This is a genomic window from Nonomuraea sp. PA05 (assembly GCF_008086045.1).
GTDB classification, from domain to species: Bacteria; Actinomycetota; Actinomycetes; order Streptosporangiales; family Streptosporangiaceae; genus Nonomuraea; species Nonomuraea monospora.
The window spans coordinates 96,333-115,259 of sequence record NZ_VSEY01000005.1; the positions used below are offsets into that span (position 1 = coordinate 96,333).

At 70.0% G+C, this 18,927-nt stretch carries 16 protein-coding genes; 3 read left to right on the top strand and 13 right to left on the bottom strand.

The genetic code is table 11. The features are described 5' to 3' along the window. Positions 1–47 precede the first annotated feature (47 nt). The 3 genes from FXF51_RS09590 to FXF51_RS09600 all read right to left on the bottom strand — a co-directional run bounded on the left by FXF51_RS09590 (position 48) and on the right by FXF51_RS09600 (position 4,002). Entirely contained in the window at positions 48–1,013 is a 966-nt protein-coding gene (locus FXF51_RS09590) for an ROK family protein (RefSeq protein WP_148433924.1), read from the bottom strand. Positions 1,014–1,120: 107 nt separating this feature from the next. Then, the gene (locus tag FXF51_RS09595; RefSeq protein WP_222871212.1) at positions 1,121–2,104 is read right to left on the bottom strand and encodes a LacI family DNA-binding transcriptional regulator; all 984 of its coding nucleotides are present in this window, start codon (positions 2,102–2,104) and stop codon (positions 1,121–1,123) included. Between the two features lie 56 nt (positions 2,105–2,160). Further along, on the bottom strand, positions 2,161–4,002 hold the full coding sequence (locus FXF51_RS09600; protein ID WP_148434137.1) for an MBL fold metallo-hydrolase: 1,842 nt from the start codon (positions 4,000–4,002) through the stop codon (positions 2,161–2,163). Between the two features lie 149 nt (positions 4,003–4,151). On the opposite strand from FXF51_RS09600, the gene FXF51_RS09605 reads away from it, so the two are divergent. Continuing rightward, a complete protein-coding gene (locus FXF51_RS09605) occupies positions 4,152–5,675 on the top strand; it encodes a protein O-GlcNAcase (protein ID WP_187414279.1) in 1,524 nt (507 codons plus the stop codon). A gap of 52 nt (positions 5,676–5,727) precedes the next feature. On the opposite strand, the gene FXF51_RS09610 is transcribed toward FXF51_RS09605, so the two are convergent. From FXF51_RS09610 to FXF51_RS09655, 10 genes are all read right to left on the bottom strand, one after another. Beyond that, on the bottom strand, positions 5,728–7,449 hold the full coding sequence (locus FXF51_RS09610; protein ID WP_148433927.1) for a hypothetical protein: 1,722 nt from the start codon (positions 7,447–7,449) through the stop codon (positions 5,728–5,730). A 17-nt stretch (positions 7,450–7,466) separates the two neighbouring features. Then, positions 7,467–8,294, bottom strand: a complete 828-nt coding sequence (locus FXF51_RS09615) for a carbohydrate ABC transporter permease (protein ID WP_222871214.1) — start codon at positions 8,292–8,294, stop codon at positions 7,467–7,469. After that, complete coding sequence (locus FXF51_RS09620; RefSeq protein ID WP_222871215.1) at positions 8,291–9,184, bottom strand: carbohydrate ABC transporter permease; 894 nt, start codon at positions 9,182–9,184, stop codon at positions 8,291–8,293. The genes FXF51_RS09615 and FXF51_RS09620 overlap by 4 nt, the downstream gene beginning before the upstream one ends. A 28-nt stretch (positions 9,185–9,212) precedes the next feature. After that, a complete protein-coding gene (locus tag FXF51_RS09625; RefSeq protein WP_148433929.1) occupies positions 9,213–10,604 on the bottom strand; it encodes an ABC transporter substrate-binding protein in 1,392 nt (463 codons plus the stop codon). Positions 10,605–10,926: 322 nt separating this feature from the next. Then, a complete protein-coding gene (locus FXF51_RS09630) occupies positions 10,927–12,525 on the bottom strand; it encodes a cation acetate symporter (RefSeq protein WP_148434139.1) in 1,599 nt (532 codons plus the stop codon). Between the two features lie 17 nt (positions 12,526–12,542). Then, a complete protein-coding gene (locus FXF51_RS09635; protein WP_148433930.1) occupies positions 12,543–12,872 on the bottom strand; it encodes a DUF485 domain-containing protein in 330 nt (109 codons plus the stop codon). A gap of 165 nt (positions 12,873–13,037) precedes the next feature. Further along, positions 13,038–13,862 (bottom strand): carbohydrate ABC transporter permease, encoded by an 825-nt coding sequence (locus tag FXF51_RS09640; RefSeq protein ID WP_148433931.1) that lies wholly within the window; start codon positions 13,860–13,862, stop codon positions 13,038–13,040. Then, positions 13,859–14,743: a carbohydrate ABC transporter permease gene (locus tag FXF51_RS09645; RefSeq protein ID WP_148433932.1), complete on the bottom strand. Its 885-nt coding sequence runs from the start codon at positions 14,741–14,743 to the stop codon at positions 13,859–13,861. The genes FXF51_RS09640 and FXF51_RS09645 overlap by 4 nt, the downstream gene beginning before the upstream one ends. Next, positions 14,740–16,002 carry an ABC transporter substrate-binding protein gene (locus FXF51_RS09650; RefSeq protein ID WP_148433933.1) on the bottom strand — a complete coding sequence of 421 codons (1,263 nt, stop codon included), beginning with the start codon at positions 16,000–16,002 and terminating at the stop codon, positions 14,740–14,742. The genes FXF51_RS09645 and FXF51_RS09650 overlap by 4 nt, the downstream gene beginning before the upstream one ends. A 40-nt stretch (positions 16,003–16,042) precedes the next feature. Continuing rightward, on the bottom strand, positions 16,043–17,200 hold the full coding sequence (locus FXF51_RS09655; protein WP_148433934.1) for a trans-sulfuration enzyme family protein: 1,158 nt from the start codon (positions 17,198–17,200) through the stop codon (positions 16,043–16,045). An 11-nt stretch (positions 17,201–17,211) separates the two neighbouring features. Here FXF51_RS09655 and FXF51_RS09660 point away from each other — a divergent pair, with 11 nt between their 5' ends. After that, positions 17,212–18,204 (top strand): LacI family DNA-binding transcriptional regulator, encoded by a 993-nt coding sequence (locus FXF51_RS09660; protein ID WP_148433935.1) that lies wholly within the window; start codon positions 17,212–17,214, stop codon positions 18,202–18,204. Between the two features lie 69 nt (positions 18,205–18,273). Then, positions 18,274–18,921 carry a hypothetical protein gene (locus tag FXF51_RS09665; RefSeq protein WP_187414280.1) on the top strand — a complete coding sequence of 216 codons (648 nt, stop codon included), beginning with the start codon at positions 18,274–18,276 and terminating at the stop codon, positions 18,919–18,921. Positions 18,922–18,927 lie beyond the last annotated feature (6 nt).

Sequence of the window (18,927 nt, forward strand, 5' to 3'; positions counted from 1 at the left end):
GGGTCTTTCCTGCGGCGAGATCAGGGGGATGCGCGGGGCCGGTGGCGTCAGGACGTGCGGCCGGTGACGAGGTCGTGGGCGACGGCTCCGGCGCCGACCACGCAGACGCCGTCGCCGAGCTTGGCCAGCTCGAAGCGCGCGGCGCGGGCGGCAGGCGGCATGGCGTCCCTGGCGACCGCCGCGGCGACGGGGTCGAGGAGCCGGGCGCCCGATCGGGTGACGCCGCCGCCGAGGACGACGAGCTCGGGCTCGAACGCGTTCACCAGGTCGGTGAGCGCCGTTCCCAGAGCCCATGTGGTCTCGTCCCACACTTCGACGGCGAGCGGGTCGCCCGCCTCGGCGGCGCGGGAGACGTCCTCCGCCCTGGGCCGGGCGAGAGCGGACAGCGACGAGGGGCGGCCGGCGGCGAGGGCCTCGCGGGCGCGCTCGGCGATGGAGGTGCCGGACGCGTACGCCTCCAGGCAGCCCCGGCGCCCGCACGAGCACTTCCGCCCGCCGGGACGCACCATGACGTGCCCGAGCTCGCCACCGTTGCCCGCCGCGCCGCGGTGCAACCGGCCGCCGATGACGGCGCCGCCGCCGACGCCGGTGGAGATCGTGAGGTAGAGCATCGTGCTGGTGCCGCGGCCCGCGCCGTACCGGAATTCGCCCAGCGCGGCGGCCGTGGCATCGTTCTCAAGGGCGGCCGGGACGCCGAACGCCTCCGTGGCCAGCGCGCCGATCGGCACGTCGATCCAGCCGGGCAGGTGCGGCGGGCACTGCAGGACGCCGGTCGCGGCGTCCAGCGGGCCGCCGCAGGAGATGCCGACCGCGGCCACCTCGGGCACGCCGGCCTCCGCGATCGCCTTCCTGCCCAGGTCGAACAGCCTGGTCAGGACGGGTTGCGGGCCCTCCTGCCGAAGGGTGGGGGTGACCTGCCAGCCGTGGATCAGGCCATCGCCTGTGACCACGCCCGCGGCGAGTTTCGTGCCGCCTATGTCGAGCGACAAGACAGCGGGAAGATCGTGCTCCATGGGGCCTCCGACGGGAACGACTGCCGCGTTGAGGTTGTGACATCGTTCCCACACGGGATCCTAGGGCGACCTTTCCCCGTGGGTCAACGCACCGGATGCAGGAATTGTCAGACGGCGGGCGGCCGCGCGGTCGATTCGCGCTCGACGAGCCGCACGTTGAGCACGGTCGTCACGGAGTCGGACTCGGGCCGCTCGATGCGCTCGTCGAGCCTGCGTACGGCGGTCGCGCCCAGGTTGAAGGTGTCCTGCGAGACCGCGCTGACCGTGGGCGAGACCATGCTCATCCAGGGCGCGTCGTCGAAGGCGACGAGACTGATGTCGCCGGGCACGCTCAGCCCCAGCTCGCCGATCGCCCGCCAGACGCCTTCGGCGAGCACGTTGTTGGCGGCGAACACGGCCGTGGGACGGTCGGGGCCGCGCAGCATGTCGAGCGCCCGGCGGCGGGAGTCGGCGACGTCCCAGCCCGAGGAGACGACCAGGCCGGGATCGACCTTGATGTCACCGGCGTTCAGCGCCTCCAGGTACCCCTGGTAGCGCTCGTAGCCGGTGGTCCAGTCGGTCTCGTCGATGAACAGCGCGATCCTGCGGTGACCGAGCCCGACGAGGTGGGCGGTGGCGGTGCGGGCGCCGACGCGGTTGCCGACGACGACGCCGTCGGTCGAGCCCGCCGCGAACTGCCGGTCGACCTCGACCACGGGGATGCCGTGGGAGGCCAGGTAGGTGGACACCCGCGAGGAGTTGGGCGTCACGACCACCCCGGCCACCCGCAGCGCGACCAGCGCCTCGGCGGCCTCGCCCTCGGCCTGCGCCGACAGGCTCGTGTCGGCCAGCACCATGGTGTAGCCGCGCTCGCGCGCCTCCCGGCTCGCGCCGGCGGCCAGCTCCGCGTAGAACGGGTTGCGCAGGTCGCTCACCAGGACCCCGACCGACCGGCTGACCTGCTGCTTGAGCGTGCGGGCCATGACGTCGGGCACGTAGCCCAGCTCGGCCGCGGCGCGCAGCACCCGCTCGCGCACGTCGCTGGCGGCGTAGCCGCGCCCGGTGAGCGCGCGGGAGACGGTGGAGCGTGAGACGCCGGCTGCCTCTGCCACGTCCTTGATGGTGGGACGCCTGGAACGGCTGAGGGGGGTGCTGCGCCGCTCTATGGTCATCGAATCCCTTCCGCGACCACGTCGACCAGAGCCTCGGCGTGCTGCCCGAGACGCAGATCGCCGATGGTCAAGTCGACTGCGAGACGAACGCGGCGTCGCGGCACGGCGTCGGCGCCGAGACGGAGATGCACCTGCTCCATACCCCCTCCGGGCAGCCTTAGCGTCAGGGATCCCTGCTCGCGCCGCCAGCCGGGCGGCACCACCGGCTCGACGGTGGCCACGACCTTGTCCGGCCACGGGTTGCGCACGGTGGCGGTCAGCACGACCTCGCCGCCCGCGGGGACGCTCGTATAGTACGGCGTCAGGCGGCACAGCACGCCGTCCGCCCCGAGGTCGAGCCGGTCCAGCGGGAGCAGGTCGTGGTGCAACGCGACCAGCTCCTCGCCTCGTTCGGTCAGCAGGTGCAGGTAGTCGTCGTCCACCCAGCGGGGTCGCCAGTGGCCGCTGACCATGAGATCGGGACGCAGGCGCCGGTAGAGCGCGGCGCTCTTGCGGTAGTCCTCGATCCGGAACCTATTCTTGTACTGAAAGTTCAGGATTTCCTGGCGTTCATCAGGAATGCCCATCCCGTCCTGCTGGTCGCCGGTCACCAGCACCCGGTGCCCGTCCACCTCGAACTCGTACGCCGCCGCGAACAGCGTGTGCCCCGGCAGGTCGTGCACCGTGATGTCGTACTCCCGCCAGCGCACCGTCTCCCCCAGCCCGAGCACGCGGTCGGCCGGGATCGGATCGAACCACTGGCACGGCAGGTCGTGGTGGAGCGGCGCGGCCAGGATGGGCGCGATGTGGGAAGGCGCCCAGATCGCGGTGCCCTCGACGTCGCGCAGCAGCGGCATGCCCGCCACGTGGTCGTCGTGGTAGTGGGTGGGCAGCGCGACCTCGACGGTGGTGACGCCGTAGTGCTCGCGCAGCGCCGGCAGGGAGGCCAGCCAGGGGCGGCGCGCCTCGCGCGCGGTGCTCTTCACCAGGCCGGTGCACATGTCGTAGCCGAAGTCGAACACCATGGCCGCGCCCGACTCCGACAGCAGCGCGTAGCTGTAGGACTGGCTGCTCCTGTTCATCAGCAGGTGCGGCGTGACCTGCACGAACGGGTTGTTCAGCAGGCCGCGCACGTCCCACGGGTGGGGGCGGCGGAAGTCCACGTACCGCTGCATGGCGGACGACAGGCGGGCCAGCGCGTCCTTCGGGTCGTTCATCGGCTCGCCGTGCGAGGGCAGCAGCACGTCGAGCTCCTCCCGCTGGAGCAGCTCGGCGCTGAGGACGACCATGGCGGGGCCCTCGTTCTCGGTGTACGACCACTGGGTGGCGGCCAGGGACCACACCTTGCCGGGGGCGTAGATCAGGTCGCCGGTGAAGGCGGCCCCGCCCACGACGTACGTGACGGAGCCGGGCGTGTGACCCGGTGTGGGCAGGACGCGCACCTCAACCCCGCCGTAACGGGCGGTCCTATACTCCGGCACCACGCCCGTGACCTCGACCGGCTCCAGCAGCGAGAAGCGGTCGTCGCGCAGGTCGTAGTCGTTGAGCAGCTGCCGCCCGATCCACATCTCGTCGACCTTCTCGAACAGGTCACGCTCGACGGGCGGCACGTGGATCGCCACGCCCGCCCCGGCCGCCCGGTGCAGGCCCTGCACCTGGTCGCGGTGATGGTGGGTGACCAGGACGTCCGTGACGCGGTCGAGGCCCAGCTCGTCGAGCAGATCGAGCACCCGGCCCGAGCCGAAGTCGACGGTGATCCCGGTGCGCTCCTCGCCCGGCGCGGCGGGAGCCTTGATGACGTAGACGTGGCAGGTGTCCTCCACGCGGAGAACCCCGGGGGCGACTTCGGTGACTGGCATTCCCACGAGGCCCGATCCTATCCGGTATCGTTCCCACAATGGAGGTCCAGGAGTGGATTGTTCCCTGTCCGAAAAAGGCTACTTTCGGTATCTCGCACGTCGAGCTGTGTGACGCTGGAGTCCAGGGCGACGCCGCTGCCGGAAGTGCCGTGGCCGAGCTGCGCCACGCACTCGCCTCACCCGCCGACACCCCGGCGGTCGTCGAGGTGCGGGTGGACGACGGCGCCGGGCTGCCGCCGGAGGGGTACACGCTGACGGCCGGCGACGGCCGGGTGGCGATCGTGGGAGCCGATCCCGCCGGGGCGTTCTACGGCGCGCAGACCCTCCTCGCGATGGCCGCGGCTCCCTGCGCCGAACACCGGGCGTGCGTGCCGGAGTCCGACATCCGCGACTGGCCCGACCTGCCGCTGCGCGGCACCATCGAGGGCTTCTACGGCACCCCGTGGACGCACGCCGACCGCATGGACCACCTGCGCTTCTCCGCCAGGCACAAGCTCAACGCCTACGTCTACGCCCCGAAGGACGACCCGTACCACCGGGAGCGGTGGCGGGAGCCGTACCCGGCGGAGGAGCTGGCGCGGCTGGGCGAGCTGGTGGACGAGGCGGCGGCGCGGCACGTGCGGTTCGTGTTCGCGCTCAGCCCCGGCCTGTCCATGGTCTACAGCGACCCGGCCGAGCGGGCGGCGCTGCGGGCCAAGGCGGAGCAGGTGTGGCAGGCGGGCGTCAGGGAGTTCGCGCTGCTCTTCGACGACATCCCGCCCGAGCTGAGCCACCTGCCCGACCGGGAGGCGTACGGCACGGCGGAGGGGGCGAGCGCGAGCGCGCACGCGGCGGTGTGCCGCGACTTCGCCGAGCACTTCCTGGCCCCGCACGGCGCGGACCGGCCGCTGACCATGGTGCCCACCGACTACGCGGGCACCGCCCGCACGGCCTACCGCGACCGGCTGGCGGCGGAGCTGCCCGCCGGGGTGCTGGTCTGGTGGACGGGCTCCGACGTGGTGGTGGGCGCGATCTCCGCCTACGACGTGACGGCCGCCGCGGCCTCCTACGGGCACCGCGTGGCGTTGTGGGACAACTTCCCCGTCAACGACTTCGACTTCTCCCGGGTCTTCCTCGGCCCGCTGGTCGGGCGGGCCACCGACCTGGACGACGTGCCGCTGGAGGGCATCACCGCCAACCCGATGGTGGAGGCGGCGGCGTCCCGGATCGCGCTGACGACGGTGGCCGACTACGCCTGGCACCTGGCGGCCTACGAGCCGGCGCGCTCGCACGAGCGGGCGATCCGGCTGCTGCCCGGGGCCGCGGAGCTGCTGCCGCTGGTGGAGGCGTGCTCGGCGTGGCCGCCCGGCGACGACCCGAGCCCGGCGCTGACCGCCCTGTGCGCGGCGGCGCTGGAGGGCGGGCCGTACGAGGTGCTGCGGGCCGAGCTGACCCGGCTGGCCGGGCTGCCCACCGGGGTGGCCGGGCCGATCGCCAGGGAGCTGGCTCCGTGGGTGGCCGCGGCCAGGGATGCGGGCGCGGCGGGGCTGGCCGCGATCGACCTGCTGACGGGGGCGGGCACCCTGGCGGCGGCCGAGGAGGCGCTGGCCCGCGCCGACTCGCACGAGGCGAACGTGCTGCGCAAGGTGATCCCGCCGTTCGCCCGCCAGGTCATCGAACGCGTCACCGCCTGAGGGACTTCCAGCGGGCCGGGATGCTCGCGCACCTCCCGCCGGGCGGCCTGTCTCACCGCAGGCCCCACCAGGCGGCCACCTGGTCCAGGTCCGCGCCGGTGATCGGCTCGCCGGTGTTGTCGATGCGCTCGACGTAGTACAGGGCGGGGACGCCGAGAGCGGGCTGGGCCCGCGCGTAGGCGAGCCAGTCGGCCCGGCTCGGCATCGGCCACTGGTCGGTGTCGATGAGGTGGTGCGGCATGGCGTGCGTGGCCACGGAGTGCCGGTAGCGGAGCTGGTCCACGGCGGGCACGAGGTCGCCGCGGGCGTCGTACTCCAGCACGTCGTTGAGCCTGATCATGTCGCTGACGTCGGCGAAGGCCGGGTGCGGGGTGTGGGTGATCATGAGGGCGTCGGGTTTGACCTGCTTGGCGGCGTCGTACAGGGTGGCGAGCAGCTCATGCAGGAGGGCGATGCCCCAGGTGGTGCCGTGCGCCTTCAGGTGCGAGCCGCTGGGGAACCACTGCGTGAAGTCGATCTTGAAGCCGTCGGCGCCGAGGTCGCCCAGGAGGCGCTCCATGATGGCCCGCACGCGCAGCCGGTAGGCGGGGTTCGACGGGTCGGCGGCCACGGGGCGTCCGCCGGCGTCCGTCACGCACTCCTCGGGCGGCAGCCCGTCGGCCGACCAGGCGCGCCACCACAGCAGCACGCGCTGGCCGCGCGCGTGCCGGTCGGCGATCCACTCGCGCAACGCGGGCCACTTGGCCTCGTCGGGCTCGCAGTCACCGTACGTGAGCTGCCACCGGTCGTCGATGACGATGGTGCCGGGCACGATGCCGTGTCCGGCGAGCCTGTCCAGCCACTCGTCGTACAGGTCGCGCCGCGACAGCTCCACCGGGGAGACCGACCCGGCGGCCCTGGCGCACTGGGCGCCCCAGCCGCAGAAGATCGGCCGGCTCCACCACTCGGCCCGCTCGGGGACCGCGGACGGGGCCAGGCCGTGCTCGACCAGGTCGGCGCGGTGCTGGGTGATGGCCTCCCAGGGCGAGGACGCGGCCCGGAACACCACGGCGGGCGAGGTCCACGAGCCGCGCACCTCGGTGTGGCACTCGTAGTCGAAGCGCAGCAGCGCGCCGCCGTCCAGCGGCTCGTACGTCAGCTCGGTGAAGGTCAGGCCGTCGATCCCGGCGCGTACGGAGGCGGCCAGCCAGGCGCCGTCCGGGATGTCGGTGGCGCCGTCCGGCTCGTCCTTGCAGAAGGCCAGCACCAGCGGCGGCGGGGAGAAGACGGCGTGCAGCCGGCCGGGTGAGGCGTCGCCGATGACGGTCAGCGCGACGGGCGCGGACACCGGCCGGACGGCGCGCACGGGGTGTGCGGGCGTGGGGCTGAAGACGCCGCGCGCGTGCACCCCTGAGCGGAACGTGCCGGCGGCGCGGGTGTTGAGCACGGCCCTGCCGCCCATGAGCGTCACGTCGCCGAGCACGCCGTGCCCCTCGACGCGCACCTCCAGCGCGATCGTCTCGGGGGTGCAGGTCAGCCGGACCGTCTTGGCGTCCCACTCGGTGGTGCGCTGCGGGAAGTCGAAGACGGCCACGTTCCCGCGCTCGACCAGCACGGGCGGCAGCGTCTCGTACGTCTCGTCGCGCCCGCCCCTGGTGTCGACCGAGGCGAGCAGGTTGAGCGTCATCCAGCCCACCAGCTCGGCGCTGGGGTCGGTGCGCGAGACGGTCAGGTGGTAGTGGCCGCTGTCCAGGTGGTAGGCCGTGTCCGTGGTGGTGATCCGCACAGAGCTCATCCCTTGCTTCCTAGGGCTCATCCTTTGCTTCCTGTCGTGGCGATGCCCTTGATGAAGTGCTTCTGGCCGAGGAAGAACAGGATGATCATCGGGATCGTGGTGATCACGCTGGCGGTCATCACGATCTCCCAGTGCCACTCGCCGCCGAACCCGAACTGGTCGAGCAGCGCCTTCAGCCCGCGCGGCACGGTGAACGTGCTGGAGTCACGCAGGTAGATGAGCGGCCGCATGAGGTCCGTCCACGCCGCCTGGAACTCGAACAGCAGCGTCACCACGACCGCCGGCTTGCACAGCGGCAGCGCCATCCTGGTGAAGATCGTCCAGTTGTTCGCCCCGTCGATCTTCGCCGCCTCGAACGGCTCACGCGGCAGGCCCATGAAGAACTGCCGCAGCAGGAAGATGTAGAACGCGCTGCCGAACAGGTTCTGCGCCCACAGCGGGGTCAGGGTGCCGACCATGCCGAGGGAGTTCCAGATGAGGAACACCGGGACCATGGTGACCGCGCCCGGCAGCATCATGGTGGCCAGCAGCACGCCGAACAGCGCGTTCCTGCCGGGGAAGCGGAAGTAGGCGAAGCCCCACGCCACCATCGCGCTGGTGATGGTCACGGTCGCCGCGGCCAGCACCGTCACCAGCAGCGTGTTGGCCATCCACAGCGCCAGCGGCGCCTCCTGCCACACCTGGATGTAGTTGTCGAAGGTGAACGTCTCGGGCAGGATCCGGTGGTCGAACACCTCGCTGCGCGGCTTGAACGAGGCGCTGAGCAGCCAGATGAACGGGTAGACGAACGCGACCGCGATCACGCCCAGCGCGGTCCACGTCAGGATCCGCCGCAGCCGCCTCACGGGTTTCCTCCTTCGTAGTGCACGAACCGCCTGGTCACCAGGAACTGCACGCCGGTGATCGCCATGATCACGATGAACAGCAGCCAGGCCAGCGCGGAGGCGTACCCCATGTGCAGGAACTCGAAGGCCTGCTGGAACAGGTAGATCGCGTAGAACAGCGCGGCGTCGTTGCTGTAGGTGGTGTTGCCCGCGCCGAAGAAGGCGGTGTACGCCTCGGTGAAGGACTGCAGGGCGTTGATGCTGTCCACGATGAACAGGAAGAACAGGGTGGGGCTGATCATCGGCACGGTGATCCGCAGCGTGCGCTTCCACCAGCCGGCCCCGTCCACGAGGGCGGAGTCGTACAGCTCCTGGGGGACGCCGCGCAGCGCCGCCAGGATGATGACCACCGACGCGCCGACGGTCCACAGGCTCATCAGCACCAGGCCGGGCTTGACCCAGACGGGGTCGGTGGTCCAGGCGGGGCCGTCGATGCCGAAGACGCCGAGAAAGCTGTTGATCAGGCCGTTCTGGCCGTTGAACAACATCAGCAGCAGGATGCCGATGGCGACCGGCGGCGTCATCTTGGGCAGGAAGAAGGCCGTGCGGAAGAAGCCGGTGGCCCTGGTGGCGGTGTTGAGCAGCAGCGCCAGCCCGAGGGAGACGACGAGCTGGGCCGGCACCGACATCACGGTGAACAGGAACGTGTTGCGCAGCGCCAGGCCGACCTTCGGGTCCTCGAAGAGGGTCACGTAGTTGTCGAAGCCGATGAACGACGGGTCGTTGATGACGTCGTAGTCGGTCAGCGACAGGTAGGCGCTGTTGATCACGGGCCAGGCGGTGAAGATCAGGAAACCGATGATCCAGGGACAGATGAACAGCAGCGCGGCCCTGGTCTCGATGAAACGCATGGACCTCATGCGCGGTGTGCGGGACATCTCAGTTCGTACGCTTCGTCCAGTCGGCCCATGCCTTGTCGAGCGCCGCCTGAGCGTCCTTCTGTGCCTTGTCGAGGGCGGCCTGCGGCTCCTCCTGGCCGTTGAGCACCCGGTTCACCGCGCCCTGCCAGGCGTCCTTGAACTCCTTGTCGGCCGGGTTGGCCGGCAGGCTGAAGGTGTTCTGGTTGGCCTCGTAGACGGCCTTGACGCCGGAGTCCCAGGGCTCGCCGCCGGAGGTGAGCATCTTCTGGATCTCCTCGTCGGCCTTGACGTTGCCGGTGAGGATGCCGGTGAACGGCTTGCCGTCGGCCTCGCGCTTGTCCAGGCGGGCCTGGGCGGCGGCCTTCCACGACTCCACCAGCGTCATCGTCTTGGCGAAGCGGCAGGCGGCGCCGGGGTTCCCGGCGCCCTTGGGGATGGCCCACGACGAGCCGGAGGAGTAGGCCAGCGGCTTGCCCTCGGGGGTGCGGAAGGTGTCGAAGGCCATGGCGGCCTTCGGGGAGACGTCGTTGAGCACGTTGACGTACCACTGCTCCATCGGCATCGCGCCCAGCGTGTTCTCGGCGAACTGGTTGCCCTTGCCGAAGAAGTCGGCCGAGTCGCGCACGGCCTTGACCTTGGCGAAGCCGCCCTGCGCGTCGTAGACGCCGACGGCGAACTGCAGCGCCTTGACCACCTCGGGGGTGTTGAGCTGTGCGGTCTTCCCGTCGGCCGACAGCAGGTCGGCGCCGAGGGACTTGGCCCACAGCGGCAGGAACTCCGGCAGCTTGCTGTCGAAGCCGATCACCTGGAGCTTGCCGCCCGGCGCCTTCACCAGCTTCTCGGTCGCGGCGGTGACCTTGTCCCAGTCGGAGCCGTTGACGTCCTCGATCGTCAGGCCGGCCTGCTTGAGCAGGCCGGCGTTGGCCATGGTGATCTGGACCTGGTTGAACTCGGGGATCGCGTAGACCTCGTTGCCGAACGTCACCTGGCCGAGAGCGTTCTTGTTGTACATGGAGGTGTCGATCTGCTCGCCCTGGACGCACGCCGTCAGGGGGATGATCGCGCCGCGCGAGGCGAAGGTGCCGATCTGGTCGCGGTTGGCGTAGATGACGTCCGGCGGGTCGCCGGCGGCCACCGCGGAGAGGAACTGCTGGATGTCCAGGTCGCCTTCGATCAGCTTCACGTCCGCGCCCTTGAGTGACTTCTTGGCCAGCTCGACGCGGGTCTCGCCGATCTCGTCGGTGGCCCCGAAGCCCATGACCGAGATGGTGCCCTGGTAGGAGGCGCCGGGGTTGAACTGGCTCGCCGACGGTGCCGGGGCCGCTGCGCCACCGGTGCCCTTGGCACACGAGGTGAGCGCCAGCGCGAGCGACACGGACAGGACGGACCAGCGGACGAGCGGGGATCTCATTGGGGGTTTCGCCTCCACACTGAACAAGCGGGGCATCAGGCACGCTGATGACGGCCACGTGGCGCCAGGCCAGTGTGGCAACGTTCACACATCTGAGAACGTACCCATACCGCTGAAATCCCGTCAACCACTCGCTTCACTGCGTTTCTGTCCTGTTAACAACTCCAGCGGTGTGGGACGCCCCACTGGGACGCCCGCCCCTTCTGCCCCGCCGGAGATGCCGTACACGCGAGAGGGCCCGGCCGTTGTCAACGACCGGGCCCTCGGGGAACAAGGCGCCCCGGGGCAGGGGGTCGGGCGCCTTGTGTGTGCGGAGCGAGTGTCAGTGCTCCGAGGCCTTCTCGGCCCCCACGCCGGTGAGCGAGCGGACCTCCATCTCGGCCCACTTGCCCGAGTTGTACTCCTTGCTGAGGACCGTGCCGAGCCAGCCGCACAGGAAGCCGATCGGGATCGAGACGATGCCAGGGTTGCTCAGCGGGAACAGCACGAAGTCGGCCGTCTTGAACAGCGCCGTCTCGCCGCCGGACACCACCGGCGAGAAGATCACCAGCACCAGGGCGGAGACCAGGCCACCGTAGATGGCCGCGACCGCGCCGGTCGTGTTGAACCTCTTCCAGAACAGGCTGTAGAGGATCGCGGGCAGGTTGCCCGAGGCCGCCACGGCGAACGCCAGGGCCACCAGGAACGCCACGTTCTGCCCCTGGGCCTGGATGCCCAGGCCGATCGCGACCGCGCCGATGACCAGGGCGGAGATGCGGGCCACCAAGACCTCCTGGCGCTCGCTGGCCTGGCCGCGCTTGAAGACGTGCGCGTACAGGTCGTGCGAGAAACTGGAGGAGGAGGCGAGGGTCAGGCCCGCGACCACGGCCAGGATCGTGGCGAAGGCCACCGCTCCGATCAGCGCCAGCAGGATCGTGCCGCCGACCGGGCCGAAGATGTCCGCGCCGATCTGTTGTGCCAGCAGTGGCGCGGCCGTGTTGCCCGCCTTGTCACCCGCGACGATCGCGGTCTTGCCGACCAGGGCCGCCGCGCCGAAGCCGAGGACCAGGGTCAGCAGGTAGAAGGCGCCGATGATGCCGATGCCCCACAGGACCGACTTGCGGGCGTCCTTGGCGGTGGGCACGGTGTAGAAGCGGATGAGGATGTGCGGCAGGCCCGCCGTGCCCAGCACCAGCGCCAGGCCCAGGCTGATCAGGTCGATCTTGCCGGCCAGGCCCTGCGCCTCGGTGCCGTACTTCAGGCCGGGGCTGAGGAAGCTCTCGGGGTTGGCCGGGGGGCCGCTCTTGACGGCGGCCTGGCCGAGCAGGCTCGACAGGTTGAAGCCGTACTTGGCCAGCACCAGCACCGTCACCAGCGCGGCGCCGCTCATCAGCAGCACGGCCTTGACGATCTGCACCCAGGTGGTGCCCTTCATGCCGCCGAACACCACGTAGATGATCATCAGCGCGCCCACGCCGACGATCGTCCACGCCTTGCCCGCGTCGCTGGTGATGCCGAGCAGCAGGCCGACCAGCGCGCCCGCGCCCACCATCTGCGCCAGCAGGTAGAAGATGCTGACGACGATCGTGGACACGCCCGCCGCCGTGCGGACCGGGCGCGGGCTCATCCTGAACGCCAGCACGTCGGCCATGGTGAACTTGCCGGAGTTCCGCATCAGCTCGGCCACCAGCAGCAGCGCCACCAGCCAGGCGACCAGGAAGCCGATCGAGTAGAGGAACCCGTCGTAGCCGGACAGCGCGATGATGCCGGCGATGCCGAGGAAGGAGGCGGCCGACATGTAGTCGCCGCCGATCGCCAGGCCGTTCTGCACGCCGCTGAACGACCGGCCGCCCGCGTAGTAGTCGGCGGCCGTCTTGGTCTGACGGCTCGCCCAGAAGGTGATGCCCAGGGTGGCGGCCACGAAGGTGAGGAAGAGGATCATCCCCAGGGTCGTCGAGCTCACTGAGTCTTCTCCTCCACCTCGTGGCGCAGCTTGTCGGCGATCGGGTCGAGCTTGCGCTCCGCGTGCCTGGCGTACGCCCACGCGATGAGGAAGGTGGACACGAACTGCAGCAAGCCGAGGACCAGGCCGACGTTGATCTCACCGACGATCTTGGCCGCCATGAAGTCACGCGCCCATCCGGACAGCACCACGTAGAGCAGGTACCACGCGAGGAACGCCACGGTCATGGGGAACGTCCAGCGGCGGAACGCCCTTTTCAGCTCCTGGAACTCACTGCTCTCCTGCACTTGTTCATAGACCGACGCGTCATGTTCTTGAGTCGTCACGAGACCTCCACTGTGATGCGGATCACGCCCAACGTAAGAGGGCAACCTACCCGCCGTGGAGATCCGCAGGAGGGCTGTTCGGTGAGGCGGTGCCGTCCGGCGCTTAGTTGGGGATGGCCTGCGGTGAAAGGTCCTTCTAGCGCGATGAGCGGTCGGCCATCCCTTTCACCCCTTTACGGCTCCCGCCGTCAGACCCTCCACGATGTAGCGGCGGATGGCGGCGAACAGGATGAGCGTGGGCACCACCGAGACGACCGTGGCCGCCGCCATCGAGCCCCAGTCGATGTCGTACTGGGTGATGAAGGAGTTCATCGCCACCGGGACGGTCTTGGCGTCCTCGCTGTCGATGAACGTGATCGCCAGGAACAGCTCGTTCCAGCACTGCACGAACGCGAAGATGAACGTGGCCGCGATGCCCGGCAGCATCACCGGGATCACCACCCGGACCATGGCCACCAGCCGCGAGGCCCCGTCCACCTGCGCCGCCTCCTCCAGCGCCACCGGCACCCGCTCGTAGAAGCCGCGCATGATGATCGTCGAGAACGGCACCAGCATCGCCACGTACACCAGCATCAGCCCCGCCAGCCGGTTGAGCAGGTCCAGGTCGGACATCAGCAGGTAGAGCGGGCCGAGCGCGATGAACAGCGGGATCATCTGGGTGACCAGGAAGGCCAGCATCAGCGCGGCCCTGCCGGGGAAGGCGAAGCGGGCCAGCGTGTAGCCGCCCAGCACGCCGATCGCCGTGACCGCCGCGGCGGCCACCAGCGAGACGAGCAGCGAGTTCAGCAGGTACGTGCCGAAGTCGGCGAACTCGAACAGCTCCGCGTAGTGCTCGAAGGTGACGTTCGCCGGCCAGTAGCGCAGCGGCACCGAGAAGATCTCGGGCTTGGGCTTGAGCGAGGTGACGACGATCCAGTACAGCGGGAACAGGGTGATCAGCAGCCAGGCGGTCAGCACGACGGCCTTGGCCACCGTGCCGAGGCGCCTCATCGGGCCTGCTCGAATCGCGTGGCGTTCAGGTAGAAGATGCTGAACGCGAGCAGGAGCGCCAGGACGAGCAGGCCGACCGCGCCCGCCCGGCCGTAGTCGCCACCGATGACCTGCTGGATGAGGAACGTGGTGACGATGTCGGTGCTGCCGGCCGGGCCGCCGCCGGTCATCGCGTAGATGAGGTCGGGGAAGTTCAGGATCCAGATGATCCGCAGCAGCACGATCAGAGCCAGGGTCGGCCGGATGTGCGGCAGCGTCACGTGCCAGAACCGGCGTGCCCGGGACGCGCCGTCCACGGCCGCCGCCTCGTACAGCTCGCCGGGCACCGACTGCAGCGCGGCCATGATCATGATGGCGAAGAACGTGACGCCGTACCAGATGTTCGCCACGATCACCGAGGTCATCGCCCAGCCCGGCGTGGCCAGGAAGCCGATCCGCTCCTCGATCAGGCCCGCCTTCAGCAGCAGGTCGTTGACCACGCCGAACTGCCCGTTGAACATCCACCGCCACAGCAGCCCGATCAGGAACCCCGACATCGCCCACGGGAAGAACACCCAGGCCTGGTAGAGCCCCCGGCCCCGGAACTGCCTGCGCAGCAGCAGCGCCAGCCCGAAGCCGAGGAAGAACTGGAAGAACAGCGAGACCGCCACCCACGTGCCGGTGTTGCGCAGCGCCGTCCAGAAGCGGTCCTCGGCCAGCACGGCGCGGAAGTTCTCCAGCCCCGTGAACGGGGTGGAGGTGAGGTCGAACAGGTTGTAACGCTGGAAGGCGATCACCGCGCCGCGGATCATCGGGTAGTACGTGAACAGCGCCACGAACACCACGCCGGGCAGCAGGCACAGCGCGATGAAGCGGGCCCTGCGGACGGTGAACGTCCTCATGAGACCTTCTTGGCCTGGTCCACCCAGAAGGCGTCCCACGCCTTGAGCACCTCGGCGGTGCTCGTCTTGCCGGTGATCAGGGACTGGATGTCGCGGTCGGAGTCCACCAGGAACTGGCTCCAGCCCGGATAGTCGACCGGCCTGATCGTGATCACCTGTTTGGGGTCCTGCTGGGCCTGGAGGTAGGCCTTCCAGGCGCCCTGCGAGAACTGCGGGTCGTTCTGCGCCTGCCGGGAGATCGGGATGAGCGAGTTGCCCTTGGCGAAGGCGATGCTCTGCTCGGACTCCGACAGGAACTGCACCAGCTTCACCGCCTCCTTCGCGTGCTGACTGAAGGAGGTCACACCCCAGCCGGCGTAGCCGACGGGCTGGTAGGCGTACCCGGTGGGGCCCTTGGGGATCGGGGCGGTGGACCAGGCCGTGACGCCGCTCTCCTCGACCGTCTTGATCACCTCGGGGTCCTGGATGAGCATGCCGGTGACGCCCGAGGTGAAGCCCTGGACCATCTCGGGGTAACCCCAGGAGACGGAGTCGGGCGGCGACGCCTCCTTGAAGATCTTGACGAAGAGGTCGAGGGCCTGCGCGGCCTCCGGGGTCGAGAAGATCGTCCGCTTGTCCTTCAGGTAGAAGGATTTTTCCGGATTCAGTGCGTCGCCGTTGTAAGCGCTGATCATCATCACCGCGTAGTCGGCGCCGCCCTTGCCGCCCCTGAAGGAGTAGCCGTACCGGTCGCCGGAGGTCATCCGCCTGCCGGCCTCGTACAGCTCCTGCCAGGTGGCCGGCGGCTGCGTCATGCCGAAGTCCGTACGGTAGAACAGCGTGCGCTGGTAGAACCCGTACGGGATCAGATACGCCTTGCCCCCGACCTCCACCGCCTTCTTCCGGGCCAGCTCGGTCAGGTCCGCCCAGCCGGGCCAGTCGGTGGTGGGCAACACGGCCAGCCAGCCGTTGTTGGAGAAGGACTTGGCCGTGTGGTCGCGCACCTCCAGCACGTCCAGGCCCTTCTCGGTCTGCAGGATCTGGGTGATCTTCTGGTCGGCGCTGTCGAGTGGCGGGGAGATGAGCTCGACGGTGACGCCCGGGTTGGCCTGCTCGAAGTCGGCGATGAGGGTCTTGATGAGCTTCGTGCGTTCCGGGCCGGTCAGGCTTTCGATCATTCTCAGCCGGATCTCCCCCGGTGCGCCGGAGGAGCCCGAGCCGCAGCCCGTGAGTGTCAGCGTGACGACGGCGGCCGTGGCCACCAGGACGGGGTTTCTCATGACGAGCCTCCCGCGAGGTCAGACAGCGCTGTCAATCACGTTAGGCGGACATTCCCTCCAGGGCCAGACCGAGATCCTTGATCAAGATCTCCGCGGGCTCCAGGCCGACCGAGAGCCGGACCAGGCCCACCGGGATCCCCATGGTGGCCCGTACGCTCTCCTCGGTGGACAGCGCGGGCGCGTTCACCAGGCTCTCGAACCCGCCCCATGACACCCCGATCCGGAAATGTCGCAACCTGGAGAGGAAAGCACCGACCTCCGGCCGCGACTCCGTGTCGAGCTCCAAACTGAACAGGCTGGAGAAGCCGGACATCTGCCGCACCGCGATCGCATGGCCCGGATGCGACGGCAACCCCGGATGGTTCACCGACCGCACGGCCGGATGATCCTGGAGGAACGCCGCCACCGCCAGCCCGCGCTCCTGGTGCGCCGCCATCCGCACCGGCAGCGTCCGCAGCCCCTTGATCACCTTGGCCGCGTCGTGCGGCGACATGGCGGCCCCGTAGAGCTGGTACTCGGTCAGCGCCAGCGGCCTGATCAGCCGCTCCGGCCCGATCACCACCCCGCCCACCAGGTCGCTGTGCCCGCCGACGTACTTCGACAGCGAGTGCACGACCAGGTCCACCCCCATCGTCAGCGGCTTCTGGAACAGCGGCGTGGACCACGTGTTGTCCATCACCGTCACCAGCCCGCGCTCCCGCGCCCACCCCGTCACCTCCGCGATGTCCACCACCGCGTAGGCCATGTAGGACGGGGACTCGAAGTACAGTAGGCGGGTGCTCGCCCTGATAGCGCTGTCACCTTCCCCGAGGTCCTTGACATGCGTATGCGTCACCCCGAACTTCTCCAGGTAACGCAGGAACTGGGTCGTCGGCCCGTAGACCGCGCCGAGCACCAGCACGTGATCGCCGGCCGACACGAGCGACGAGATCGTCGCCGAGATCGCGCCCATCCCCGAGGCGAAACACTTCGCCCGATCTCCCCGCTCCAGCGCGGCGAGCTTACGCTGGGCGAGATCCACCGTCGGGTTGGTCCCCCGCCAGTAGACGTAGCGCTCGTCCTCGTTCCTGACGGCCTCGCCGAGCTCCTCCGCCGTCGCGAACGTGAACACCGAGTTCTCGAACACCGGCGGGTTGACCGCGCCCAGCATCCAAGGCTCGTCCTCACCCAACCGGCCACAGATCCATTCATCATCCATGGGGGCACACTATGACAGCACGCAAGCCGACCATGGCGGACGTCGCCCGGCAGGCGGGTGTGAGCCTCAAGACCGTCTCCCGCGTGGTCAACCAGGAGCCCCACGTCCGGGCGTCGCTGCAGCAGCGCGTGCAGGCCGCGATCAGCGCGCTCGGCTACCGCCGCAACGAGGCCGCCGCCCGGCTGGCCAGGGGCGCGACCATGCTGACGCTCGGGCTGGTGATGGAGAACATCTCCAACGAGTTCTACTCGCGCCTGGCCGCCGCCGTCGAGGCCGCCGCCGCCGACCACGAGGCGCTGGTGGTGTTCGGCTCGTACGAGGAGAGCGCCGACAAGGAACGCATGCTCATCGAGTCCATGTACGCCAGGGGCGTCGACTCCCTCATCGTCGTCCCCTCCGCGGCCGACCACTCCTGGCTGGCCGAGCACGCCAGCCTCACCACCGTGTTCGTCGACCGGGTGCCGCTCGGCCTCGACGGGGCCGACGTCGTCCTGCTCGACGACGTGTGGGGCGGCCGCACCGCCACCCGGCACCTGCTCTCCCACGGTCACCGCCGCATCGCGCTGATCTCCGACGACGACGGCATCAGCTCCGTGCGCGACCGCGCCACCGGCTACCGCGCCGCCCTCGCCGACGCGGGCGTGCCCGCCGGCGAGGAGCTGGTCGTCCGTGAGATGTACGACCCGGGCCGGGTGTCCGGCGAGGTCGCCCGGCTGCTCGACCTGCCCTCGCCGCCCACCGCGTTCTTCGCCACCAACAACCGGGCCGCCATCGGCATCCTCCAGGCGCTGCGCGAGCGGCCAGAGCGGCCCGCGTACGTGGGGTTCGACGATTTCGCGCTGGCCGACGTGTTCAACCCGGGCGTGACGGTCGTCCGCTACGACACCGCCCGCCTGGCCCGCGCCGCCGTGGACCTCCTGCTCAACCCGTCACCCGCCGCGCGGCGCATCAAGGTGCCGGTGGAGCTGGTGCCGCGCGGCTCCGGCGAGCTCCCGCCCGCCTGACCCCCAAAACGTGGTCACGTCTCTTCATGTCCGCGCCTGACCGTCCGCCGGGCCGGGTACGGATCGGCCATGCCCGAGGACGCGGAGGAATCGACCGAGGCCATCGACCCGGACGTCTACCTCGACGTGCCCGTGGTCCAGGTGGAGGAGATCACCCTGGACGTGCAGGACCTGCGGGCCAAGGTGTCGCTCCAGGCCGAGGTGCTCGACCTGCTCAAGCTGAGCGTGGGCGCGGACGTGTTCCTCGGGTCCGTCAACCTCACCATCAAGGGCGTCGAGGCGCAGGCGCTGCTGAAGGTGCGGCTGGACAACGTGGCGCGGATCATCGACCGGGTGCTGCAGACCATCGACGACAACCCGCAGATCCTGGAGAACCTGACGCGCGGGCTCGGCACGGCCGTGCGGGACATCGGGAGCGGCGCCGGGTACGCCGTCCGGGATGTGGGGGCCGGGGCCGGGTATGCGGTGCGAGACGTCGGGGCGGGGGCCGCTGGCGCTGTCCGTGACGTCGGTGCAGGGGCCGGTGGAGCTGTCCGTGACGTGGGGACGGGGGCCGGTGCGGCCGTCCGCGACGTGGGGGCCGCCACCGGCGACGCGGTGCAGGACACCACAGGTCTCGTGCGGGACGTCGGCCCGGTCGTGAACGCGGGCACTGGCGGGCACCCGCCCCGGCGGCAGCACCACTTCCGCTTCAAGCGCCGTCACGACCACAAGTGAGCAGCA